Source organism: Pseudomonas sp. SK3(2021) (genome assembly GCF_016772375.1).
Lineage (GTDB): Bacteria > Pseudomonadota > Gammaproteobacteria > Pseudomonadales > Pseudomonadaceae > Aquipseudomonas > Aquipseudomonas chlororaphis_I.
Genome location: NZ_CP061943.1, coordinates 227,525 through 248,573 on the forward strand (window position 1 = coordinate 227,525; position 21,049 = coordinate 248,573).

A 21,049-nucleotide genomic window follows, 5' to 3' on the forward strand; every position below is an offset into this window, starting at 1 on the left:
AGGCATGAGCGAAGAAAACACGTACGACTCGAGCAGCATTAAAGTGCTGAAAGGTTTGGATGCCGTACGCAAACGTCCCGGTATGTACATTGGTGACACCGACGATGGCAGCGGTCTGCACCATATGGTGTTCGAGGTGGTCGATAACTCGATCGACGAAGCTCTGGCCGGCCACTGCGACGACATCAGCATCATCATCCACCCGGACGAATCCATTACCGTGCGTGACAACGGTCGCGGTATTCCGGTAGACGTGCATAAAGAAGAAGGCGTTTCCGCGGCCGAGGTCATCATGACCGTGCTGCACGCCGGCGGTAAGTTCGACGACAACTCCTACAAAGTATCCGGCGGTCTGCACGGTGTGGGTGTGTCGGTAGTGAACGCCCTGTCCGAAGAACTGGTCCTGACCGTTCGCCGCAGTGGCAAGATCTGGGAACAGACCTACGTTCACGGTGTGCCTCAGGCGCCTATGGCGATCGTCGGTGACAGCGAAACCACGGGTACCCAGATTCACTTCAAGGCGTCCAGTGAGACCTTCAAGAATATCCATTTCAGCTGGGACATCCTGGCCAAGCGGATTCGTGAACTGTCCTTCCTCAACTCCGGTGTCGGTATCGTTCTGAAGGACGAACGCAGCGGCAAGGAAGAACTGTTCAAGTACGAAGGTGGTCTGCGCGCCTTCGTTGAATACCTGAACACCAACAAAACCGCGGTCAACCAGGTGTTCCACTTCAACGTGCAGCGTGAAGACGGCATCGGCGTGGAAATCGCCCTGCAGTGGAACGACAGCTTCAACGAAAACCTGCAGTGCTTCACCAACAACATTCCGCAGCGTGACGGCGGCACCCACCTGGTGGGCTTCCGTTCGGCACTGACGCGCAACCTGAACAACTACATCGAACAGGAAGGTCTGGCGAAGAAGCACAAGGTCGCCACCACCGGTGACGATGCCCGTGAAGGCCTGACCGCGATCATTTCGGTCAAGGTGCCGGATCCGAAGTTCAGCTCCCAGACCAAAGACAAGCTGGTGTCTTCCGAAGTGAAGACCGCGGTCGAACAGGAAATGGGCAAGTACTTCTCCGACTTCCTGTTGGAAAACCCGAACGAAGCCAAGCTGGTGGTCGGCAAGATGCTCGACGCCGCCCGTGCCCGTGAAGCGGCGCGTAAGGCTCGTGAGATGACCCGTCGTAAAGGCGCACTGGATATCGCCGGCCTGCCGGGAAAACTGGCGGACTGCCAGGAAAAAGACCCTGCTCTTTCCGAACTCTACCTGGTGGAAGGTGACTCTGCTGGCGGCTCCGCCAAGCAGGGACGCAACCGTAAGACCCAGGCGATTCTGCCACTCAAGGGCAAGATCCTTAACGTCGAGAAAGCGCGCTTCGACAAGATGATTTCCTCGCAAGAGGTTGGCACCTTGATCACTGCACTCGGTTGCGGCATCGGCCGCGAAGAGTACAACATCGACAAGCTGCGTTATCACAACATCATCATCATGACCGACGCCGACGTCGACGGTTCGCACATCCGTACCCTGCTGCTGACCTTCTTCTTCCGTCAGCTGCCGGAGCTGATCGAGCGTGGCTACATCTACATCGCTCAACCGCCGCTGTACAAGGTCAAGAAAGGCAAGCAAGAGCAATACATCAAAGACGACGACGCCATGGAAGAGTACATGACGCAGTCGGCCCTGGAAGATGCGAGCCTGCACCTGAACGAAGATGCACCGGGTATTTCCGGCGAGGCGCTAGAGCGCCTGGTGAACGACTTCCGCATGGTCATGAAGACCCTCAAGCGTCTGTCGCGCCTGTACCCTCAGGAGCTGACCGAGCACTTCATCTACCTGCCGGCCGTGAGCCTGGAGCAACTCTCCGATCACGCGGCGATGCAGGATTGGCTGGCCCAATATGAAGTCCGCCTGCGCACCGTCGAGAAGTCCGGCCTGGTCTACAAGGCCAGCCTGCGTGAAGACCGTGAGCGTAATGTCTGGCTGCCAGAGGTCGAACTGATCTCCCACGGCCTGTCGAACTACGTCACCTTCAACCGCGACTTCTTCGGCAGCAATGACTACAAGACCGTCGTCACCCTCGGCGCTCAACTGAGTTCCCTGCTGGACGAAGGCGCTTATATTCAGCGCGGTGAACGCAAGAAGGCGGTGACCGAGTTCAAGGAAGCCCTGGACTGGCTGATGACCGAAAGCACCAAGCGCCACACCATCCAGCGATACAAAGGTCTGGGCGAGATGAACCCGGATCAGCTGTGGGAAACCACCATGGACCCAAGCGTGCGCCGCATGCTCAAGGTCACCATCGAAGACGCCATCGGCGCCGACCAGATCTTCAACACCCTGATGGGTGATGCGGTCGAGCCTCGTCGTGACTTCATCGAAAGCAACGCCCTGGCGGTATCCAACCTGGACTTCTGATCCGGGTTGCATCGCCGAAATGAAAAAGGCCAACGCTTAGCGTTGGCCTTTTTTATTACCGGTTAAAAGTAGGCGCCCTACTCCGCCGCCGAGACACTTTCCAGGCGATAGCCATAACCATAGATGGTCAGCAACTGCCAGCCACGATCCGCAGTCAGCCCCAGCTTGTTGCGCAAGCGGTAGATATGGGTGTCCAGGGGGCGGGAGGAGACGATTTCCTCATGGGTCCAGAAACGTTCGTAGAGGTATTCCCGGGATAACGGCCGACCCAGGTTGGCGAACAGGCAGCGGGCCAGGCGGTACTCGCGTTCGGTGAGGCTGATCGGGTTGCCGGCGCGGGTCACGGTCAGCTCGGCATCATCGAAGGCCAGGTCGTTGAAGGTCTGCACCTCGACAGCCGCCGAACGCTGCAAGCCGTGGCGGCGCAGGACGGCGGTCACCCGTGCCTTGAGTTCGTTGGGGCGGAAAGGTTTGCTCACATAGTCGTCGGCACCAGTGTTCAGGGCCTGGACGATATCGCTCTCGGCATCGCGGCTGGTGAGCATGATGGCCGGCGGCGGCGCCTCCATGTGCTCGCGGGTCCAGCGTAGCAGCGAGAGTCCGCTGAGGTCCGGCAGCTGCCAGTCAAGAATCAGCAGGTCGAAGGTTTCGCGCCGTAGCTGCCGCAGCAGGTCCTCGCCCCGCTCGAAGCTGTGCAGCGTCCATGGCTGTTCCCCGGGGCCGGGGATCTGTCGCAGTGTCTGTTCCACCCGCGCCAGTTCGGCGGGCTCGTCATCCAGTATTGCGACACGCATGCGGGGCAGTTCCTTTTATCGCGAGAGAGTGCTGATGGCTTTAGTTGAGGCCTTTCCTGGCGCTGAGTTTAGGCTGATCAGACGAATCTGAACAATTGTGGCGAATTGCTCTGGTTCACACCTTTGCTCGGTACGCTGATGTCATATAGCCGGTAGCCGACAGGAGCACTGTCCATCCGGCCTGCATTCATTGCAGAACGATACCGGCTCGAACGTGCAAGGAAAAGGACTATGGAGAACATCCTGGGGAAGGGGCGGTTGCTCTACGCAGGCATTGCGCAGGCAGCGGACCTGGCTCGATTTACCACACTGATGCTCGCGGCTTGCCTGAGCCTGGGTTCGACCGCAGAGCAGCCTGCGCTGCCGTCTTCGGACTATGCCTTGCCGGTGCAGCGTTATTTCAGCCCGTCCGTAACCACTATCGGATTCAGCGACTCCCAGGGGTTCGCCCCGATCAGCGCGCCACAGACACAGACGGCACAGCCTATGGTCTATCAGGAGCAGCAGCGTTGGGTGTTCTAGATCAGACAATTCTGAACAAATATTGCAAACCGGCCCGGTCCCCACACCATGCCGGTAAATTCGTAGTCGCTGAGTGGCACACAGGGGCAATCGGAAGTGCTCCGACACAGGGAGTGTCAACCGCCGGATTGGCGGACGTCAGGCCGGGGCTTGTCTTCGGTTTGCAGTACAGGGGAATACAGGGAGTGCCTCCTCAGGACGTAATGCTCCGACACAGGGATGTGTCATCCCTCCTCTCCCGCGCGGCCCCAAGACACCGCCAGCCAACAAACAACTCCTCATTTTTATCTGTGAAGGCCTCTGATGAAGACATTCGGCGCTGAGTTTTTCGGTACGTTCTGGTTGGTCCTGGGCGGGTGCGGGAGCGCCGTGCTGGCGGCCGGCGTCCCGCAGTTCGGGATCGGTTATCTGGGAGTAGCCCTGGCCTTTGGCCTGAGCGTCCTGACCATGGCTTACGCATTGGGTCCGATTTCCGGGGCTCACCTCAACCCTGCGGTCTCGGTTGGCCTGTGGCTGAGCGGGCGTTTCCCGGGTAGCCGACTGCTGCCTTATATCGTCGCCCAGGTGCTCGGTGGACTCGCCGCGGGTGGCGTGTTGTTCCTGATCGCCTCCGGCAAGGTCGGATTCGACGCTTCGGCGGGCTTCGCGGCCAACGGGTACGGTGAACATTCGCCTGGCGGTTACTCGATGTTCGCTGCTCTGTTGACCGAAGTCGTGCTCACGGCGATGTTCCTCCTGATCATCCTGGGTGCCACCGCCAAGCGTGCGCCAGCCGGTTTTGCCCCGATTGCCATTGGCCTGACGCTGACCCTGATCCACCTGATCAGCATTCCGGTCACCAATACCTCGGTCAACCCGGCCCGCAGCACCGCGGTCGCCTTCTTCGCCGGCGAGTGGGCAGTGTCCCAGCTGTGGCTGTTCTGGGTAGCACCGCTGTTGGGCGCAGGGCTGGGAGCCCTGGCCTATCGGTTGATCTCCATCGAGCGGGACTGAGCTGAGCGGGCCGGATGCGCTGATTCGCATCCGGCCGGCATGGAGCCAAACAGCGCAGCCGCTCTTTAGCGGTTGTGCTGTTTGTCCCGTAACGGAATGACCCTGGCCGGCCTTGGTTCAAGAGGTATGGTCAGAACGCTAACAATGCAGTTCTAATGGCACGGACTTCAGAAGAGCGCGACTACGGACCCATGAACCCATGACCTCCTTGCACATCCGCCACCGGGCCATGCTCGTTTCATTTCTTCTCGGCAGCACACTGGCCTTTTCCACGGTGCAGGCTGCCATTGCCGCGCCCAAGCGTCCTCCCTATATCGATGAAAACCAGCAATGCCGTGGCCAGCCGCTGCCGGCGACGGTCGAGCACCTCACGGGCGAAGCCTGGAAGCTGGATGCCAAGGGCAACCAGGTGCCCTTGGAAGAAGGCATGAGCGTCGATGAGCTTGAAGGGGTGAAGACCTCGCCTTCGGCATTCGTCAGCCTGTCCCTGGGTGATGGCTCGCTGGTGGTACTGCCCTCCAGTTCCCAGATCACCCTGCACCTGAATGAAGAACATGCAATCCCCCAGGTTGCGCTCGAGCAGGGGCAGATCGAATCCTATGTCATCAAGCGTCCAAGCGACTACGACCGTTTCCAGATCGTCACGCCTATCGGCGTGCTGGGGGTACGGGGTACGCACTTCCGGGTGCGTAACGACGATCAGCAGTCGCTGGTGGAAGTGCTCAACGGCCAGGTAGCGGTCAACCGCGAAGATGACGAGGCGCCGAAAAACACCAAGGGCAAGAAACGCCCTGTGGATAAACCGGCCGGGCCGGTTCCCGGTGAAGTGCAGGTCATGGCTCGCCAAGGTTTGCGGATCCAGAAAGAAGGCCCGCTGAAGCCGGTCGATCTGTTGCCAGCGCCGCAACTGATGGGCCAGGCGGGCCAGACGGGCGATCTGCCGGCCTGGCAGCTGATCATGAAGCCCTTGCCGGGCGCCAAGCGTTACCGGGCGCAGGTGGCGACCGACAAAAGCTTCCTCAATATCAAGCAGGAACAGTTCTCCAGCACGCCGGAAGTCAACTTCAGCGGCCTGGAAGCCTTTTTTTATCATGTCCGCCTTTCTGCTTTCGATGAGCACGGACTCGAAGGAGAGACGGGGGTCTATGACATCTTCTATTACCCCAGGACCACGCGTGTTCAGTAAGTGCGCGGCGGTTTGTCGGTGAGGCGCTGGCGCCGACCCGAGGGCCGGGAGCCGACGCAAGCCCAACGCCTGTTTGGCGGTCTGGTGCGGGAATGGGCATGGGTCAGCCTGATCCTGCTGCCCTTGACCGCCCTGTTGTCGCTGAGCCATGGGCTGGCACTGAATAACCTGCTGTATGACAACCTGCGGCGGCTCAGCCCGTTGCCAGTCGATTCACGACTGCTGCTGATCACCATCGACGACTACAGCCTGCAGCAGCTGGGCCAGTGGCCCTGGCCGCGCACCTTGCACGCCGACCTGCTGGATCGGCTGACGGCGGCCAAGGTCCAGGGCGTGCTGTTCGACGTGATCTTCAGCGAACCCGACAGCGTCCCCGAGAACGATCAACGCCTGGCCCAGGCAGTCTGCCGCGAGGGCCAGGTCTTCCTGCCCCTGCTGCGCGAGAGCGTGGCCCGCTACGGTCAGCCGCTGGGTGAGATCGAGCCGGTGCCTCCATTGAGTCAGTGCGCCAAGGCCGTCGGCCATATCAATGCCGAGGCCGATACCGACGGCACGGTCCGCAGCGTCTATCTGCGCGAAGGCCCACCGCAGGCGCCGAAGGCACAATTGGCCTGGCTGCTTTATCAACAGGCGCACCCGGCGGGCACTGCCCTGCCGATGCCCGGCTCGGACACCGCGCAGATCACCCAGGGCTGGCTGCGCAGCAACCCTATACGTATCCCCTTCATCAGCTCCCAGGCCGGATTCCCCAGTGTTCCCTATGTCAGCGTATTGCGCGGTGAAGTGCCGCCGGAGCTGTTGCGCGACAAGCTGATCCTGATCGGCACCACCGCGCCCGGCCTGGGCGACCGTTATGTCACTCCGCAGTCGGCCAGCGTCGGGACCACCCCAGGTATCGAGATCCAGGCCAATCTGCTCAACGGCTTGTTACAGCAGCGCACTATCGTCGCCCTGGGGCAATGGCCGGCCGCGGCGCTGTCAGTGCTGCTGGTGGCGGCCTTGCTGGGATTGCTGCTGGTGCGGCCGCGGCACGCGTTGTGGCTGACCCTGGCCTGCATGGCGGCTGCCCTGCTCGGTTCGGCCGGGCTGCTGCGCCTGGGCCTGTGGTGGCCGCCGGTGGCCAGCCTGTTGGGGATGCTGCTGGCCTACCTGATCTGGAACTGGCGTCGCCTGAGCGTGATCCTGGCCTATTTCGGCTGGGAACTGGCACGCCTGGACAGCGAGCCCAAGGTATTGCCCGAGCGCCGGCGCACCCAGACCCCCGTCGGGGACGTGCTGCAGGGGCAGATCGTAGCCCTGGAGCAGGCCTTGAGCCGCACCCGCGATACCCGCCGGTTCATTGCCGACGGCCTGGAATACCTGCCGGTGGCCACCCTGATCAGCGATCCGGACGGCCGTGTGCTGCTGGCCAACCGCAACGCCCGCGAAGTGTTCGGCAGCGCCCTGATCGGCGAGGACCTGGTCCAGCAATTGGCCGGCCTGGGTTATCCCGGCTTGCAGGAGGCGCAACGTCCTGCCCTGTCGCAACTGCAGCCGTTGGAATTTCGCGATATCGAGCAGCGCAGCCTGCGCGTGGACCTGGCGCCCTTGCTGCCGATCGACAGCGATACGCCGATCGGCTGGCTGCTGAGCCTCACCGACCTGAGCCTCGAACGGGATGCCGAGCAGCAGCGGGCCACGCTGTTGCGCTTCCTGTCCCATGACCTGCGCGCGCCCCATTCGGCGATCCTGGCCTTGCTCGATGTACAGCGGCACCAAGGCTCGGGCGACACGCGGATCTACAGCCAGATCGAACTGCAGGTGCGTCGCGCCCTGGGGCTCACCGAAGCCTTCGTGCAACTGGCGAAGGCCGAGTCCGAGGCCTATCAGTTCCAGCCGAGCATGTTCGCCATGCTGGTGCTGGATGCGTTCGACCAGGCCATGACCATCGCCCAGCTGAAAAACATCCAGCTGGTGCATGACCTCGACGACGACGCCGAAGGCATGGTGCTGGCCGATCAGTCCCTGCTGACCCGGGCCTTGTTCAATCTGCTGGAAAACGCCATCAAGTACAGCCCGTCGGGCTCGACCGTCCGGGTACAAGTCGCTTGTACGGAAGGTTGGCTGACTTGCGATATCACCGACCAGGGCAAAGGCATTGCGGCCGATGAGCTGCCGCAGCTGTTCGTGCAGTACCAGCGCTTCGCCTCGGCCCAGGGCAGCGAAGGCCTGGGGCTGGGGTTGTCGATGGTCAAGGCGGTGGTCGACCGGCATGAAGGGCGGATTGTCTGCCGTAGCGTGGTTGGCGAGGGGACGACCTTCAGCCTGCAATTACCCCTGCTTACGGACTGAAGATCGACAGGAGAAAAAAAACCGGCTTCAGGCCGGTTTTTTCGCATCCAGAAAACTTATGCACGTTTTTCGGTATTTTATGGGTTTATAAAATATGTATATAAATCATATGTTTACTAATTTTATATAGCGATTTCCGATAAAACGGTACACAGGTTATCCACAGACACTCAGATGGCCATTTTGTCCGGCGCCGCGGCTACCGGAGGCAGCGAACCCATGTCCCGCTGCGCCTGCTCATTCCAGGCCGCGACCCGGTCGTTGAGCTCGGCGATGGCCCGTGGTCCGGAGCCTTCGGCGTACATCGGCGCACCGATTACCACGGTGATGGTGCCGGGGTGCCTGACCCAGCCGGTCTTCGGCCAGTATTTGCCGGCGTTGTGCGCCACCGGCAGCACCGGCAAGTCGGCGTTGACCGCCAGGGCGCTGCCGCTGCGGGAGAACTTGCCCATCTGGCCGTAAGGCACCCGCGTGCCTTCCGGGAAGATCAGCACCCAGACATTGTCCTTGAGCAGCTCGTCGCCCTTGCTGGCGACCTGCTTGAGCGCGGCCTTGGGGTTGTCGCGATCGATGGCGATCGGCCGCAGCATGGCCATGGCCCAGCCGAAGAACGGCACGTACAGCAGTTCACGCTTGAGCACTTGGCTCAGCGGTTCGAAATAGGCCGAGAGAAAGAACGTCTCCCAGGTGCTCTGGTGGTTCGAGACAATCACGCAAGGACGCTCGGGGACGTTTTCCGCGCCCTTCACTTCCACGTTGATCTTGAGAAACACCTTGGTCAGCCACAATGCGCAGCGGCACCAATAGACGTTGATAAAGCGATAGCGCGCCTTGAACGGCAGGAAGGGCGCGATAAAAAAGCTCAGAGAGCACCACAGCAATGAACTGGTGCCCAGCAGCAGGTAAAAGAAGAAGGTTCTGATTGCCTGCAGGATCGACATAGCGGCGTTTACCGTTGCGGGCATTGCCCGCCTCTAAAAAAGCGCACTCCCGAACAATCCTTGGCCAGGATGTCAGAAGAACTCTCTAATTGTGGATAAGTTCAGCGGCAACTGCCGCCAGGTCGTCAAAAATCAAGGTGCCTACCGGTAGGGTTTTCCCCAGAGTCTTTTCGCCTTTCCCGGTCTTTACCAAAACTGGCTGAGAGTCGACGGCTTTTGCGGCTTCCAGGTCACCGAGACTGTCACCCACAAACCATAGACCAGACAGATCCACTTCGTAGTGCCGGGCAATGGTCTGCAACATGCCGGGCTTGGGTTTGCGGCAGGCGCAACCTTCGTCCGGGCCATGGGGGCAGTACACGATGAGGCCGAGTTCGCCACCCTGCTCGGCCACCAGGGCACGCAGGCGCTCGTGCATGGCGTCGAGGGTGGCGACATCGTAGTAACCGCGAGCGATGCCCGACTGGTTGGTAGCGACCGCTACCGTCCAGCCGGCCTTGCTCAACTGCGCGATGGCTTCGACCGAGCCGGGGAGTGGAATCCACTCCTCCACCGATTTGATGTAAGCGTCGGAGTCGTAATTGATCACTCCGTCCCGATCGAGAATCAGCAGCTTCACGTACGCCTTACCCCAGCAACGAGATGTCGGCGACACCGAGGAACAGACCCCGCAGGCGTGCCAGCAGCGCGTAGCGGTTGGCCCGCACGTTGGCGTCTTCGGCGTTGACCATCACCTTCTCGAAGAAGGCGTCGACCGGCTCGCGCAGGGCGGCCAGGCGGGCCAGGGTCTCGCTGTACTGACGCGCCGCGGCCATCGGCTGCACGGCCTGGTCCGCTTGCTGGATCGCCGAGTACAGGGAGAACTCGTTGGCGTTGTCGAAGTACTTGGCTTCCACGGTGGTCGGCACGCTGCCTTCGACCTTGCTCAGCAGGTTCGAGACGCGCTTGTTCACCGCGGCCAGCGCGGCGGCTTCCGGCAGCTTGCGGAAGGCCTGCACGGCCTGTACGCGCTGGTCGAAGTCCAGGGCCGAACCCGGCTTCAGGGCACGGACCGACAGGTAGGTGGCGACATCCACGCCTTCGTCTTCGTAACGGGCACGCAGACGGTCGAAGACGAACTCCAGGACCTGATCGGCCAGGCCGGCGCTCTTGACCTTGCTGCCGAACGCGCTGACGGCGAACGCCACGGCTTCGGTCAGGTCCAGGTCGAGCTTCTTGTCGATCAGGATGCGCAGCACGCCCAGCGCGGCCCGACGCAGTGCGTACGGGTCCTTGCTGCCGGTTGGCAGCATGCCGATGCCGAAGATGCCGACCAGGGTGTCGAGCTTGTCGGCGATGGCCACGGCGGCACCGGTGACGGTGCTTGGCAGCTCGGCGCCGGCGCCGCGCGGCATGTACTGCTCGTTCAGCGCCAGGGCGACGTCTTCTGGTTCGCCGTCATTGAGGGCGTAGTAGTAACCGGCGATGCCTTGCATTTCCGGGAACTCGCCGACCATCTCGGTGGCCAGGTCGCATTTCGACAGCAGGCCCGCGCGCGCGGCACGCTGGGCGTCGCCGCCGATGCGCGGGGCGATGAACGCGGCCAGTTTCGAGACGCGCTCGGCCTTGTCGTAGACGCTGCCCAGCTTTTCCTGGAACACCACGTTCTGCAGGCGCTGGTTGAAGTCTTCGAGCTTCTGTTTCTTGTCCTGCTTGAAGAAGAACTCGGCGTCGGTCAGGCGTGGGCGAACGACTTTCTCGTTGCCCTCGATGATCTGGCGCGGGTCCTTGCTTTCGATGTTGGCCACGGTGATGAAGCGCGGCAGCAGCTTGCCGTCGACGTCCAGCAGGCAGAAGTACTTCTGGTTGTCCTGCATGGTGGTGATCAGGGCTTCCTGCGGCACTTCGAGGAAGCGTTCCTCGAACGAACACACCAACGGCACCGGCCATTCCACCAGGGCGGTCACTTCGTCCAGCAAATCGGCTGGAACGATGGCAGTACCTTCCTGCAGGCGCGCCAGTTCTTCGGTGCGCTTGCCGATCAGCTCGCGACGCTCGTTGGCGTCGGCCAGCACATAGGCGGCACGCAGGTCGTCCAGGTAGTTGGCCGGCGAGGTGATGCGCACGCTTTGCGGGTGATGGAAGCGGTGGCCACGGGAGTCGCGGCCGGCTTTCTGGGCGAGGATGGTGCAGTCGATGACCTGGTCACCGAGCAGCATCACCAGCCATTGGGTCGGACGCACGAACTCTTCCTTGCGCGCGGCCCAACGCATGCGTTTCGGAATCGGCAGGTCGTTCAGCGAGTCTTCGACGATGGTCGGCAGCAGGCTGGCGGTCGGCTTGCCCTTGATGCTCTGGCTGTAGCGCAGCTTCGGCCCGCTCTGGTCGATTTCGCTCAGGTCCACGCCACATTTCTTGGCGAAGCCCAGGGCGGCCTGGGTCGGGTTGCCTTCGGCGTCGAAGGCGGCCTGACGCGGCGGGCCGTCGAGGTTGATGCTGCGATCCGGCTGCTGGGTGGCCAGGCCGCTGATCAGTACCGCCAGGCGGCGTGGCGCAGCGTAGACGTGCTTGGTCTCGAAGTTCAGGCCGGCGGCCTGCAGGCCTTTTTCGATACCGCCCAGGAAGGCTTCGGCCAGGGTGTTCAGGGCTTTGGGTGGCAGTTCTTCAGTGCCTAGTTCAACCAGAAAATCTTGCGCACTCATTGTGCCGCCTCCAACTTAGCCAACACTTCATCACGCAGGTCCGGCGTTGCCATCGGGAAGCCCAGCTTGGCCCGGGCCAGCAGGTAGGCTTGCGCGACGGAACGCGCCAGGGTGCGCACACGCAGGATGTACTGCTGGCGCGCGGTCACGGAGATCGCGCGACGGGCATCCAGCAGGTTGAAGGTGTGCGAGGCCTTGAGGACCATTTCATAGCTCGGCAACGGCAGCGGCTGATCCAGCTCGATCAGGCGCTTGGCTTCGCTTTCGTAGAAATCGAACAGTTCGAACAGCTTCTCGACGTTGGCGTGTTCGAAGTTGTAGGTCGACTGCTCCACTTCGTTCTGGTGGAACACGTCGCCGTAGGTGACCTTGCCGAACGGGCCGTCGGCCCAGACCAGGTCGTAGACCGAGTCCACGCCCTGCAGGTACATGGCCAGGCGTTCCAGGCCATAGGTGATCTCGCCGGTCACCGGGTAGCACTCGATGCCGCCGGCTTGCTGGAAATAGGTGAACTGGGTCACTTCCATGCCGTTGAGCCAGACTTCCCAGCCCAGGCCCCAGGCCCCAAGGGTCGGCGATTCCCAGTTGTCTTCGACGAAGCGGATGTCGTGCACCAGCGGGTCGAGGCCAACGTGCTTGAGCGAGCCCAGGTACAGCTCCTGGAAGTTCTCCGGGTTCGGCTTCAAGACCACCTGGAACTGATAGTAGTGCTGCAGACGGTTCGGGTTTTCGCCGTAGCGGCCGTCAGTCGGGCGACGACTGGGCTGCACATAAGCGGCGTTCCAGGTTTCCGGGCCGATGGCGCGCAGGAACGTGGCGGTATGGAAAGTGCCGGCGCCTACTTCCATATCGTAGGGCTGAAGTACCACACAACCTTGCTCGGCCCAGTATTGCTGGAGGGCGAGGATCAAGTCTTGGAAGGTACGCACGGCTGGCGTAGGCTGGCTCACGAAATTCACCTGTTACTTGGGCTGCGATTTAAAGAGCGGGAGTATACCCGATTCAGTTGTGCGCACGCCCACTGGAGCCTTATGCCACGCTGCTTTTGGTGCAACGAAGATCCCCTGTACATGGCGTACCACGATCAGGAGTGGGGCGTGCCGCTACGCGATGCGCAGCGATTGTTCGAGTTGTTATTGCTCGAAGGGTTCCAGGCCGGCCTGTCCTGGATCACCGTCCTGAAGAAGCGCGAGCGCTATCGCCAGGTGCTGTTCGGCTTCGACGTGCAGCGCGTGGCGCAGATGAGCGATGCACAAATCGACGAGTTGATGCTCGATCCCGGGATCATCCGCAATCGCCTGAAACTCACCGCTGCCCGGCGCAACGCCCAGGCCTGGATGGCGCTGGAGGACCCGGTGGAATTCCTCTGGTCGTTCGTCGGCGGGGTGCCCAGGATCAATCATTTCAAGGATCGCAGCGAGGTCCCGGCGGTGACCCCAGAGGCCGAGGCAATGAGCAAGGGGCTGAAAAAGGCCGGCTTCACCTTTGTCGGGCCGACCATCTGTTATGCGCTGATGCAGGCTTCGGGCATGGTGATGGATCACACCCGGGACTGCGATCGCTACGCCATCCTCGCTCCACAGGCTGTGTGAAAACTGCTGCGCGCTGGGCGCCTTCGACGCTACGCAGGCAATACGGCGTTAAAAACAGGCTCGTGCGCGAGTCCGATCGGAATGCCCATTTAGGCCCCTAAAGTCGAATGCGGCCCCAGCCGTTCCTCGCCTGTTTTGATTCGCTGCGCTCACCCTTCGGGCCAGCCCTTGGCTGTTACTCCCGCTGGTCGTTGCGCCTTGTCTTGCCTTCACTCGCGACGTTTTCACACAGCCTGTGATGGCCGGTTAGAATAACCGGCTTGCGACAAGGTTCATGGCCCGGATATCAGGAGTCACCTGTGGATAAGTTTAAAGGCGCCCTGCTGGTAGGCGCTCTGCGATTGTTTGCCCTGCTGCCCTGGCGCGCGGTGCAGGCGGTCGGTTCGGCCATTGGCTGGATCATGTGGAAGACCCCCAACCGTTCCCGCGATGTGGTGCGGATCAACCTGGCCAAGTGCTTTCCGCAGATGGACGCCGCCGAGCGCGAGCGTCTGGTGGGACAGAGCCTGAAAGACATCGGCAAGTCCCTCACCGAGAGCGCCTGTGCCTGGATCTGGCCGGCCGAGCGTTCGATCGCCCTGGTGCGTGAAGTCGAGGGCCTCGAGGTGCTGCAAGAGGCGCTGGCGTCGGGCAAGGGCGTGGTGGGCATCACCAGCCACCTGGGCAACTGGGAAGTGCTCAACCACTTCTATTGCAGCCAATGCAAACCGATCATTTTCTACCGTCCGCCGAAGCTCAAGGCGGTGGACGAACTGCTGCGCAAGCAGCGGGTCCAGCTGGGCAACCGCGTGGCGGCCTCGACCAAGGAAGGCATCCTCAGCGTTATCAAGGAAGTGCGCAAAGGTGGTGCGGTGGGTATTCCCGCCGACCCGGAACCGGCCGAATCCGCCGGGATCTTCGTGCCTTTCTTCGCCACCAAGGCGCTGACCAGCAAGTTCGTGCCGAACATGCTCGCCGGCGGCAAGGCGGTCGGGGTGTTCCTGCATGCGCTGCGCCTGCCCGATGGCTCGGGCTACAAGGTGATCCTCGAAGCCGCGCCGGATGCGATGTACAGCACCGATACCGAAACCTCCTGCGCGGCGATGAGCCAGGTGGTCGAGCGCTATGTGCGGGCTTATCCGAGCCAGTACATGTGGAGCATGAAGCGTTTCAAGAAACGTCCGGCCGGCGAAGAACGCTGGTACTGACCGCCTGGCACGATCTGTGGATAACCTTTCGCCCAAGGTTATCCACAAAGGTTGAAGCAGAGCACAGCATATGCCCGATTCGCGCAAATCCCTGAGGATCAAGATCCAGCACGAAAGCTTCGGCGAGTGCCTGGGCCAGACGCGCAACCTGTCCGCCAGCGGGGTCTACGTCAAGCACCCGGCATTGGCGGCGCTGCCCAAGGGCGCGGTGGTTTACGGCCAGGTGCAAGGCCTGCCGATGAACGCCCCACGGGTGAAGATGGAGGTGGTGCTGGTGGACGCCGAGGGTATCGGCCTGCGTTATCTCTGAAGCGTGCGGACATCGCCTGTAGTCGCTGCCGAGCTTGCGAGGCTGCGTACGAGGACGCAGTCCTCGCCAAACCTGCGCACCAGGATTGTCTGGCAGATTGCAGCGCCTGGTTTTACGACCGCTTCGCGGTCGATCGCAGCCTCGCTCACTCGGCAGCGGCTACAGTCAGCCTTTGGTCTGGCGCTCGAGCTTCTTGAGGAACACAGTCATTTCCTTTTCCGCCTGTTTGTCGCCATGCCCGCGGGCCGCTTCCAGGCCCTGCTCCCAGGCCTGGCGCGCCGCCGGATAATCCTCCAGCCCCTGGTAGGCCTTGCCCAACAGCTTCCACGCCGCCGAATACTTGGGGTCGAAACCGACACAACGTTGCAGGTGCTCGGCGGCCTTGGCGTATTCGTGCAGGTTCAGATAGCCCTTGCCCAGGCCGAAGCGCAGCAGCGAGCTATCCATGCCCTTGGCGAGCATTTTTTCCAGGGATTCGAGCATGGGTGGGTTCCTTCGACGGTTAGGTGGCGTATTCGAGACCGCTATCGCGAGCAAGCTCGCTCCTACAGGGATGTACGCCTTCCAGTGTAGGAGCGAGCTTGCTCGCGATGGGCCGGTCCTGACAGCACAGGCCCTGGATCAGAAGAAGCTCAATCCCACGTGGAACAGCTTTTCCACATCGCGGATATGTTTTTTATCCACAAGGAACAGAATCACGTGGTCGCCGGCCTCGATCACCGTGTCGTCGTGGGCGATCAGCACTTCCTCGTCGCGGATGATCGCGCCGATGGTGGTGCCTGGCGGCAGCGCGATGTCCTCGATGGCGCGGCCGATCACCTTGCTCGATTTGGCATCGCCATGGGCGATCGCCTCGATGGCTTCCGCCGCGCCACGGCGCAGCGAGTGCACGCTGACGATATCGCCACGGCGCACGTGGGCCAGCAGGGTGCCGATGGTGGCCAGTTGCGGGCTGATGGCGATATCGATATCGCCGCCCTGGATCAGGTCGACATAGGCCGGGTTGTTGATGATGGTCATCACCTTCTTCGCCCCCAGGCGCTTGGCCAGGAGCGAGGACATGATGTTGGCCTCGTCGTCGTTGGTCAGGGCCAGGAAGATATCGGCGTCGGCGATGTTCTCTTCCATCAGCAGGTCGCGGTCCGAGGCGCTGCCCTGCAAGACCACGGTGCTGTCGAGGTTGTCCGAGAGGTAGCGGCAGCGCGCCGGGCTCATCTCGATGATCTTCACCTGGTAACGGCTTTCGATGGCTTCGGCCAGGCGTTCGCCGATCTGCCCGCCGCCGGCGATGACGATGCGCTTGTAGGACTCGTCGAGGCGGCGCATCTCGCTCATCACTGCGCGGATGTTGGCCTTGGCGGCGATGAAGAACACTTCGTCGTCGGCTTCGATCACTGTGTCGCCCTGGGGCAGGATCGGCCGGTCACGGCGGAAGATCGCCGCCACGCGGGTGTCGACGTTGGGCATGTGCTCGCGCAGCTGGCGCAGTTGCTGCCCCACCAGCGGCCCGCCGTAATAGGCCCGGACCGCCACCAGTTGGGCCTTGCCTTCGGCGAAGTCGATCACCTGCAGGGCGCCGGGGTGCTCGATCAGGCGCTTGATGTAGTTGGTCACCACCTGTTCCGGACTGATCAGCACGTCGACCGGAATCGCCTCGTTGTCGAACAGGTCGGCGCGGGTCAGGTAGGCCGCTTCGCGGACCCGGGCGATCTTGGTCGGGGTGTGGAACAGGGTGTGGGCGACCTGGCAGGCGACCATGTTGGTTTCGTCGCTGTTGGTCACCGCGACCAGCATGTCGGCATCGTCGGCGCCGGCCTGGCGCAATACCGTCGGGAGCGAACCGCGGCCCTGTACGGTACGGATGTCCAGGCGGTCGCCGAGATCGCGCAGGCGATCGCCGTCGGTGTCGACCACCGTGATGTCGTTGGCTTCGCTGGCCAGATGCTCTGCCAGGGAACCGCCCACCTGCCCTGCTCCGAGGATGATGATTTTCATCCAGTCACTCCCTTAGAACCTTTACTTAACCGCGCGCGGCGGCAATCTTGATTAGCTTGGCGTAGTAGAACCCGTCGTGGCCGCCCTCTTGCGCCAGCAGTTGGCGACCATGAGGCTGCTTCACACCGGCCGGAGGCTGGCCCGGTTGCCCGGCGATGTCCAGTTCGCGAGCGCCCGGGGTCCGGGCCAGGAAAGCCTCGATCACCTCAGTGTTTTCGGTCGGCAAGGTCGAGCAGGTGGCGTACAGCAGGATGCCGCCGACTTCCAGGGTCGACCACATGGCGTCCAGCAGTTCGCCTTGCAGGGTGGCCAGGGCGGCGATGTCGTCGGCCTGACGGGTGAGCTTGATATCCGGGTGGCGACGGATCACCCCGGTGGCCGAACACGGCGCGTCCAGCAGGATGCGCTGGAACGGTTTGCCGTCCCACCACGCGGCGGTGTCGCGGCCGTCGGCGGCGATCAGCTCGGCGCGAAGGTTCAGGCGATCGAGGTTCTCCTGGACACGCACCAGACGCTTGGCTTCCAGGTCCACCGCCACCACGCCGGCCAGCGCGGGCTCGACTTCGAGGATGTGGCAGGTCTTGCCGCCAGGTGCGCAGCAGGCGTCCAGCACCCGTTGCCCCGGTGCCAGCTCCAGCAGTTCGGCGGCCAGTTGCGCGGCTTCGTCCTGCACGCTGATCCAGCCTTCGGCGAAGCCCGGCAGGCTGCGCACGTCGGCGGCTTCATCGAGGACGATGCCGTCCTGGCTGTAGACGCAAGGCTTGGCGGCGACGCCGGCTTCGCCCAGCAGTTGCAGGTAGGCGGTGCGGGAGTGGTGGCGACGGTTGACCCGCAGGATCATCGGCGGATGGGCGTTGTTGGCGGCGCAGATGGCTTCCCACTGCTCGGGCCAGAACGCCTTGAGGGATTTCTGCAGCCAGCGCGGATGGGCGGTACGCACCACCGGGTCGCGCTCCAGCTCGGCGAACAGGGCTTCGCTCTCGCGTTGGGCGCGGCGCAGCACCGCGTTGATCAGTGCCTTGGCCCAGGGTTTTTTCAGCTTGTCGGCGCAGCCCACGGTTTCGCCGATGGCGGCATGCGCCGGGACGCGGGTGTAGAGCAACTGATAGAGGCCCACCAGCAGCAGCGCCTCGACGTCGGCATCGGCCGCCTTGAACGGCTTCTGCAACAGCTTGGCCGCCAGCGCCGCCAGCCGTGGCTGCCAGCGCGCGGTGCCGAAAGCCAGGTCCTGGGTGAAGCCGCGATCGCGCGCTTCGACCTTGTCCAGCAGGGTTGGCAGCGAGCTGTTGAGCGAGGCTTTGCCGTTGAGGACCGAGGTCAGGGCCTTGGCCGCGGCCAGACGCGGGTTCATTGGGCGTCCACCGCTTGTCCGAGTACGGTGCCGATGGCGAATTTCTCGCGCCGGCTGTTGAACAGGTCGCTGAAGTTCAGCGCCTTGCCGCCGGGCAATTGCAGGCGGGTCAGGCACAGTGCCTGCTCACCGCAGGCGACGAGCAGGCCGTCCTTGCTGGCGCCGAGGATGGCCCCCGGCGCGCCCTTGCCTTCGGCAAGGCTGGCGGCCAGCACTTTCAGGGCTTCGCCATTCAGTGTGCTGTGGCAGATCGGCCAGGGATTGAAGGCCCGCACCAGGCGCTCCAGCTCCAGCGCCGGGCGGTTCCAGTCGATCCGCGCTTCGTCCTTGTTCAGCTTGTGGGCGTAGGTGGCCAGGCTGTCGTCCTGCACTTCACCTTGCAGGGTTTCGGCGGCGAGGCCGGCGATGGCCTGCACCACGGCTGGCGGGCCCATTTCGGCGAGACGGTCATGCAGGCTGCCGCCGGTGTCGGTGGCGCTGATCGGGGTGCGGACCTTGAGCAGCATCGGCCCGGTGTCCAGGCCGGCTTCCATGCGCATCACGGTCACGCCGCTCTCGGCGTCGCCGGCTTCCACGGCGCGCTGGATCGGCGCCGCCCCGCGCCAGCGTGGCAGCAGCGAAGCGTGGCTGTTGATGCAGCCCAGGCGCGGAATATCCAACACCGCTTGCGGCAGGATCAGGCCGTAGGCGACCACCACCATCAGGTCCGGCGCGAGGGCCGCCAGTTCGGCCTGGGCCTCCGGGTTGCGCAGGGTTGGCGGCTGCAGCACGGGGATGTCGTGCTCCAGCGCCAACTGCTTGACCGGGCTCGGCATCAGCTTTTGCCCGCGCCCTGCCGGCCGATCCGGCTGGGTGTAGACCGCGACGATCTCGTAGGGACTGTCGAGCAGGGCCTTGAGGTGTTCGGCGGCAAATTCCGGGGTGCCGGCAAAGACGATGCGCAGTGGCTCAGTCATGGGAGTTCTCGGTAATAAACAGCTCGGTAGTAAACATGCGGAAAAGAAAAAGGCTTGCCGTGGCAAGCCTTTGCAAGACGGTCATCAAGCCTGTTGGCGATGCTGCTTTTCCAGTTTCTTCTTGATCCGGTCGCGTTTGAGCGTGGACAGGTAATCGACGAACAATTTGCCGTTGAGGTGGTCGCATTCGTGCTGGATGCACACCGCGAGCAGGCCTTCGGCGATCAGTTCGTAAGGCTCGCCGTCACGGTCCTGGGCCTTGATTTTCACGCGTTGCGGACGATCGACGTTCTCGTAGAAGCCCGGTACCGACAGGCAGCCTTCCTGGTACTGGCCCATTTCGTCGGTGAGCGCTTCGAACTCGGGGTTGATGAACACCCGTGGCTCGCTGCGGTCTTCGGACAGGTCCATGACCACGATGCGCTTGTGCACGTTGACCTGGGTAGCGGCCAGGCCGATGCCGGGCGCCTCATACATTGTTTCAAACATGTCGTCGACCAACTGACGCACTTCGTCGTCCACTACGGCCACTGGTTTGGCGATAGTGCGCAGGCGCGAGTCGGGGAATTCGAGGATGTTTAAAATGGCCATAAGCGTAATTGCTACACGTGTGAAGTAAGTTCGGAGTCGGAGGCCTTGCGGGTTCTGGAAGGGCAACCGTTGTAAAACGTGCTCGATCAGGAGCAGGGAGCGCACAGGCGCTGGCGTTTCACGCGAGTACACATAATAAAGGGATTCACCGCATGAGGAAATCACTACTCGCCTTGCTGCTCGTGGGCTGGGCCGGTTTCGGCCAGGCGCAGGTGCCGCTCCGGGAGGGTTATCCACAGCGCTACACCGTGGTGGCGGGCGATACCTTGTGGAGCATCGCCAACCGCTTTCTGCGCGATCCCTGGCAATGGCCGGCGCTCTGGCAAGCCAACTCCAGCCTTGCCGACCCCGACCTGATCTACCCCGGCGACTCCCTGGCGCTGGTACGGGTCAATGGCGAGCCACGCCTGACCCTGGAGCGCGGCGCTTCCCGGGGCACAGTCAAGTTGTCGCCCCAGGTGCGCCGCACGCCGCTGGCCGAGGCGATCCCGACCATCCCACTGCAGGCCATCGACAGCTTTCTGCTGAGCAACCGCATCCTCGACCGGGCCGAGACCTTCGATAGCGCGCCCTACATAGTCGCCGGCGATGCCGAACGGGTGCTCAGCGGCACCGGCGACCGGATCTTCGCGCGCGGCCGCTTCGACCCGGAACAATCGGCCTACGGCATCTTCCGCCAGGGCAAGACCTACACCGACCCGCAGAGCGGCGAAATGCTGGGGATCAATGCCGACGAGATTGGCGGCGGCGAGGTGGTCGCGGTCGAGGGCGATATCGCTACCCTGCAATTGCAGCGCACCACCCAGGAGGTGCGCCTGGGCGACCGTTTGTTCAGCGGCGAGCCGCGGACCATCAACTCGACCTTTGTTCCCAGCCCGCCGAGCCGGGCGGTCGAGGGCCTGATCATCGACGTGCCACGGGGCGTCACCCAGATCGGTGCGCTGGACGTGGTAACGCTGAACAAGGGGCGGCGCGATGGCCTGGCTGAAGGCAATGTGCTGGCGGTGCTGAAAACCGGTGAAACCGTGCGCGATCGGGTGGCCGGCGGCCAGCTGAAGATGCCGGATGAGCGGGCCGGTCTGCTGATGGTTTTCCGCACCTACGACAAGCTCAGCTACGGCCTGGTGCTCAACGCTTCCCGCTCCCTGGCGATCATGGACAAGGTGCGTAACCCGTAAAAACCCTCAACAAGTTACC

The 21,049-nt window shown here is 62.7% G+C and carries 19 protein-coding genes; 9 read left to right on the forward strand and 10 right to left on the reverse strand.

Annotated features, from left to right (window positions below):
• The first annotated feature begins 4 nt into the window (after positions 1-4).
• Positions 5-2,422 (forward strand): DNA topoisomerase (ATP-hydrolyzing) subunit B, encoded by a 2,418-nt coding sequence (gene gyrB, locus IF690_RS01060; protein ID WP_023967687.1) that lies wholly within the window; start codon positions 5-7, stop codon positions 2,420-2,422.
• A gap of 77 nt (positions 2,423-2,499) precedes the next feature.
• Here the strand turns inward: gyrB and IF690_RS01065 are convergent, their stop codons facing one another.
• Entirely contained in the window at positions 2,500-3,216 is a 717-nt protein-coding gene (locus IF690_RS01065) for a response regulator transcription factor (protein ID WP_023967686.1), read from the reverse strand.
• 231 nt (positions 3,217-3,447) lie between these two features.
• Between IF690_RS01065 and IF690_RS01070 the strand changes: the two genes are divergently transcribed.
• The 4 genes from IF690_RS01070 (at position 3,448) to IF690_RS01085 (ending at position 8,248) form a co-directional block, all read left to right on the forward strand.
• The gene (locus tag IF690_RS01070) at positions 3,448-3,738 is read left to right on the forward strand and encodes a hypothetical protein (protein ID WP_202698498.1); all 291 of its coding nucleotides are present in this window, start codon (positions 3,448-3,450) and stop codon (positions 3,736-3,738) included.
• Positions 3,739-4,041: 303 nt separating this feature from the next.
• Entirely contained in the window at positions 4,042-4,731 is a 690-nt protein-coding gene (gene aqpZ, locus IF690_RS01075) for an aquaporin Z (RefSeq protein WP_007921032.1), read from the forward strand.
• A gap of 199 nt (positions 4,732-4,930) precedes the next feature.
• On the forward strand, positions 4,931-5,917 hold the full coding sequence (locus IF690_RS01080) for a FecR family protein (RefSeq protein ID WP_202698499.1): 987 nt from the start codon (positions 4,931-4,933) through the stop codon (positions 5,915-5,917).
• Positions 5,918-5,929: 12 nt separating this feature from the next.
• On the forward strand, positions 5,930-8,248 hold the full coding sequence (locus tag IF690_RS01085) for a CHASE2 domain-containing protein (protein ID WP_202698500.1): 2,319 nt from the start codon (positions 5,930-5,932) through the stop codon (positions 8,246-8,248).
• A gap of 170 nt (positions 8,249-8,418) precedes the next feature.
• On the opposite strand, the gene IF690_RS01090 is transcribed toward IF690_RS01085, so the two are convergent.
• The 4 genes from IF690_RS01090 to glyQ all read right to left on the reverse strand — a co-directional run bounded on the left by IF690_RS01090 (position 8,419) and on the right by glyQ (position 12,820).
• A complete protein-coding gene (locus IF690_RS01090) occupies positions 8,419-9,189 on the reverse strand; it encodes a lysophospholipid acyltransferase family protein (protein WP_114761181.1) in 771 nt (256 codons plus the stop codon).
• A gap of 85 nt (positions 9,190-9,274) precedes the next feature.
• Positions 9,275-9,808 carry a D-glycero-beta-D-manno-heptose 1,7-bisphosphate 7-phosphatase gene (gene gmhB / locus IF690_RS01095; protein WP_202698501.1) on the reverse strand — a complete coding sequence of 178 codons (534 nt, stop codon included), beginning with the start codon at positions 9,806-9,808 and terminating at the stop codon, positions 9,275-9,277.
• 7 nt (positions 9,809-9,815) lie between these two features.
• Positions 9,816-11,870, reverse strand: a complete 2,055-nt coding sequence (gene glyS / locus IF690_RS01100) for a glycine--tRNA ligase subunit beta (protein WP_202698502.1) — start codon at positions 11,868-11,870, stop codon at positions 9,816-9,818.
• Positions 11,867-12,820 carry a glycine--tRNA ligase subunit alpha gene (gene glyQ / locus IF690_RS01105; protein ID WP_003177094.1) on the reverse strand — a complete coding sequence of 318 codons (954 nt, stop codon included), beginning with the start codon at positions 12,818-12,820 and terminating at the stop codon, positions 11,867-11,869. Before glyQ ends, glyS begins: the two co-directional genes overlap by 4 nt.
• Before the next feature lie 81 nt (positions 12,821-12,901).
• Here glyQ and tag point away from each other — a divergent pair, with 81 nt between their 5' ends.
• From tag to IF690_RS01120, 3 genes are all read left to right on the forward strand, one after another.
• Positions 12,902-13,462: a DNA-3-methyladenine glycosylase I gene (gene tag, locus IF690_RS01110; RefSeq protein ID WP_202698503.1), complete on the forward strand. Its 561-nt coding sequence runs from the start codon at positions 12,902-12,904 to the stop codon at positions 13,460-13,462.
• 299 nt (positions 13,463-13,761) lie between these two features.
• On the forward strand, positions 13,762-14,649 hold the full coding sequence (locus IF690_RS01115; RefSeq protein WP_009046222.1) for a lysophospholipid acyltransferase: 888 nt from the start codon (positions 13,762-13,764) through the stop codon (positions 14,647-14,649).
• Positions 14,650-14,719: 70 nt separating this feature from the next.
• Positions 14,720-14,959 (forward strand): pilus protein PilZ, encoded by a 240-nt coding sequence (locus IF690_RS01120; protein WP_009041477.1) that lies wholly within the window; start codon positions 14,720-14,722, stop codon positions 14,957-14,959.
• 165 nt (positions 14,960-15,124) lie between these two features.
• Here the strand turns inward: IF690_RS01120 and IF690_RS01125 are convergent, their stop codons facing one another.
• The 5 genes from IF690_RS01125 to def all read right to left on the reverse strand — a co-directional run bounded on the left by IF690_RS01125 (position 15,125) and on the right by def (position 19,852).
• Positions 15,125-15,442 carry a tetratricopeptide repeat protein gene (locus tag IF690_RS01125; protein WP_202698504.1) on the reverse strand — a complete coding sequence of 106 codons (318 nt, stop codon included), beginning with the start codon at positions 15,440-15,442 and terminating at the stop codon, positions 15,125-15,127.
• A 138-nt stretch (positions 15,443-15,580) separates the two neighbouring features.
• Entirely contained in the window at positions 15,581-16,954 is a 1,374-nt protein-coding gene (trkA, locus tag IF690_RS01130) for a Trk system potassium transporter TrkA (protein ID WP_202698505.1), read from the reverse strand.
• A gap of 25 nt (positions 16,955-16,979) precedes the next feature.
• The gene (gene rsmB, locus IF690_RS01135) at positions 16,980-18,305 is read right to left on the reverse strand and encodes a 16S rRNA (cytosine(967)-C(5))-methyltransferase RsmB (RefSeq protein WP_202698506.1); all 1,326 of its coding nucleotides are present in this window, start codon (positions 18,303-18,305) and stop codon (positions 16,980-16,982) included.
• Positions 18,302-19,261 (reverse strand): methionyl-tRNA formyltransferase, encoded by a 960-nt coding sequence (fmt, locus tag IF690_RS01140; protein ID WP_202698507.1) that lies wholly within the window; start codon positions 19,259-19,261, stop codon positions 18,302-18,304. Before fmt ends, rsmB begins: the two co-directional genes overlap by 4 nt.
• 84 nt (positions 19,262-19,345) lie before the next feature.
• On the reverse strand, positions 19,346-19,852 hold the full coding sequence (gene def / locus IF690_RS01145) for a peptide deformylase (protein ID WP_202698508.1): 507 nt from the start codon (positions 19,850-19,852) through the stop codon (positions 19,346-19,348).
• Positions 19,853-20,004: 152 nt separating this feature from the next.
• Between def and IF690_RS01150 the strand changes: the two genes are divergently transcribed.
• Positions 20,005-21,030 (forward strand): LysM peptidoglycan-binding domain-containing protein, encoded by a 1,026-nt coding sequence (locus tag IF690_RS01150; RefSeq protein ID WP_202698509.1) that lies wholly within the window; start codon positions 20,005-20,007, stop codon positions 21,028-21,030.
• The last annotated feature ends 19 nt before the right edge of the window (positions 21,031-21,049 follow it).

What these genes read in the sequence shown, in the direction of transcription:
- gyrB (WP_023967687.1), top strand. Translation starts at nt 5, where the DNA reads ATGAGCGAAGAAAACACGTACGACTCGAGCAGCATTAAAGTGCTGAAA.
- IF690_RS01065 (WP_023967686.1), bottom strand. Translation starts at nt 3,216, where the DNA reads ATGCGTGTCGCAATACTGGATGACGAGCCCGCCGAACTGGCGCGGGTG.
- IF690_RS01070 (WP_202698498.1), top strand. Translation starts at nt 3,448, where the DNA reads ATGGAGAACATCCTGGGGAAGGGGCGGTTGCTCTACGCAGGCATTGCG.
- aqpZ (WP_007921032.1), top strand. Translation starts at nt 4,042, where the DNA reads ATGAAGACATTCGGCGCTGAGTTTTTCGGTACGTTCTGGTTGGTCCTG.
- IF690_RS01080 (WP_202698499.1), top strand. Translation starts at nt 4,931, where the DNA reads ATGACCTCCTTGCACATCCGCCACCGGGCCATGCTCGTTTCATTTCTT.
- IF690_RS01090 (WP_114761181.1), bottom strand. Translation starts at nt 9,189, where the DNA reads ATGTCGATCCTGCAGGCAATCAGAACCTTCTTCTTTTACCTGCTGCTG.
- glyS (WP_202698502.1), bottom strand. Translation starts at nt 11,870, where the DNA reads ATGAGTGCGCAAGATTTTCTGGTTGAACTAGGCACTGAAGAACTGCCA.
- tag (WP_202698503.1), top strand. Translation starts at nt 12,902, where the DNA reads ATGCCACGCTGCTTTTGGTGCAACGAAGATCCCCTGTACATGGCGTAC.
- IF690_RS01120 (WP_009041477.1), top strand. Translation starts at nt 14,720, where the DNA reads ATGCCCGATTCGCGCAAATCCCTGAGGATCAAGATCCAGCACGAAAGC.
- IF690_RS01125 (WP_202698504.1), bottom strand. Translation starts at nt 15,442, where the DNA reads ATGCTCGAATCCCTGGAAAAAATGCTCGCCAAGGGCATGGATAGCTCG.
- trkA (WP_202698505.1), bottom strand. Translation starts at nt 16,954, where the DNA reads ATGAAAATCATCATCCTCGGAGCAGGGCAGGTGGGCGGTTCCCTGGCA.
- rsmB (WP_202698506.1), bottom strand. Translation starts at nt 18,305, where the DNA reads ATGAACCCGCGTCTGGCCGCGGCCAAGGCCCTGACCTCGGTCCTCAAC.
- fmt (WP_202698507.1), bottom strand. Translation starts at nt 19,261, where the DNA reads ATGACTGAGCCACTGCGCATCGTCTTTGCCGGCACCCCGGAATTTGCC.
- def (WP_202698508.1), bottom strand. Translation starts at nt 19,852, where the DNA reads ATGGCCATTTTAAACATCCTCGAATTCCCCGACTCGCGCCTGCGCACT.
- IF690_RS01150 (WP_202698509.1), top strand. Translation starts at nt 20,005, where the DNA reads ATGAGGAAATCACTACTCGCCTTGCTGCTCGTGGGCTGGGCCGGTTTC.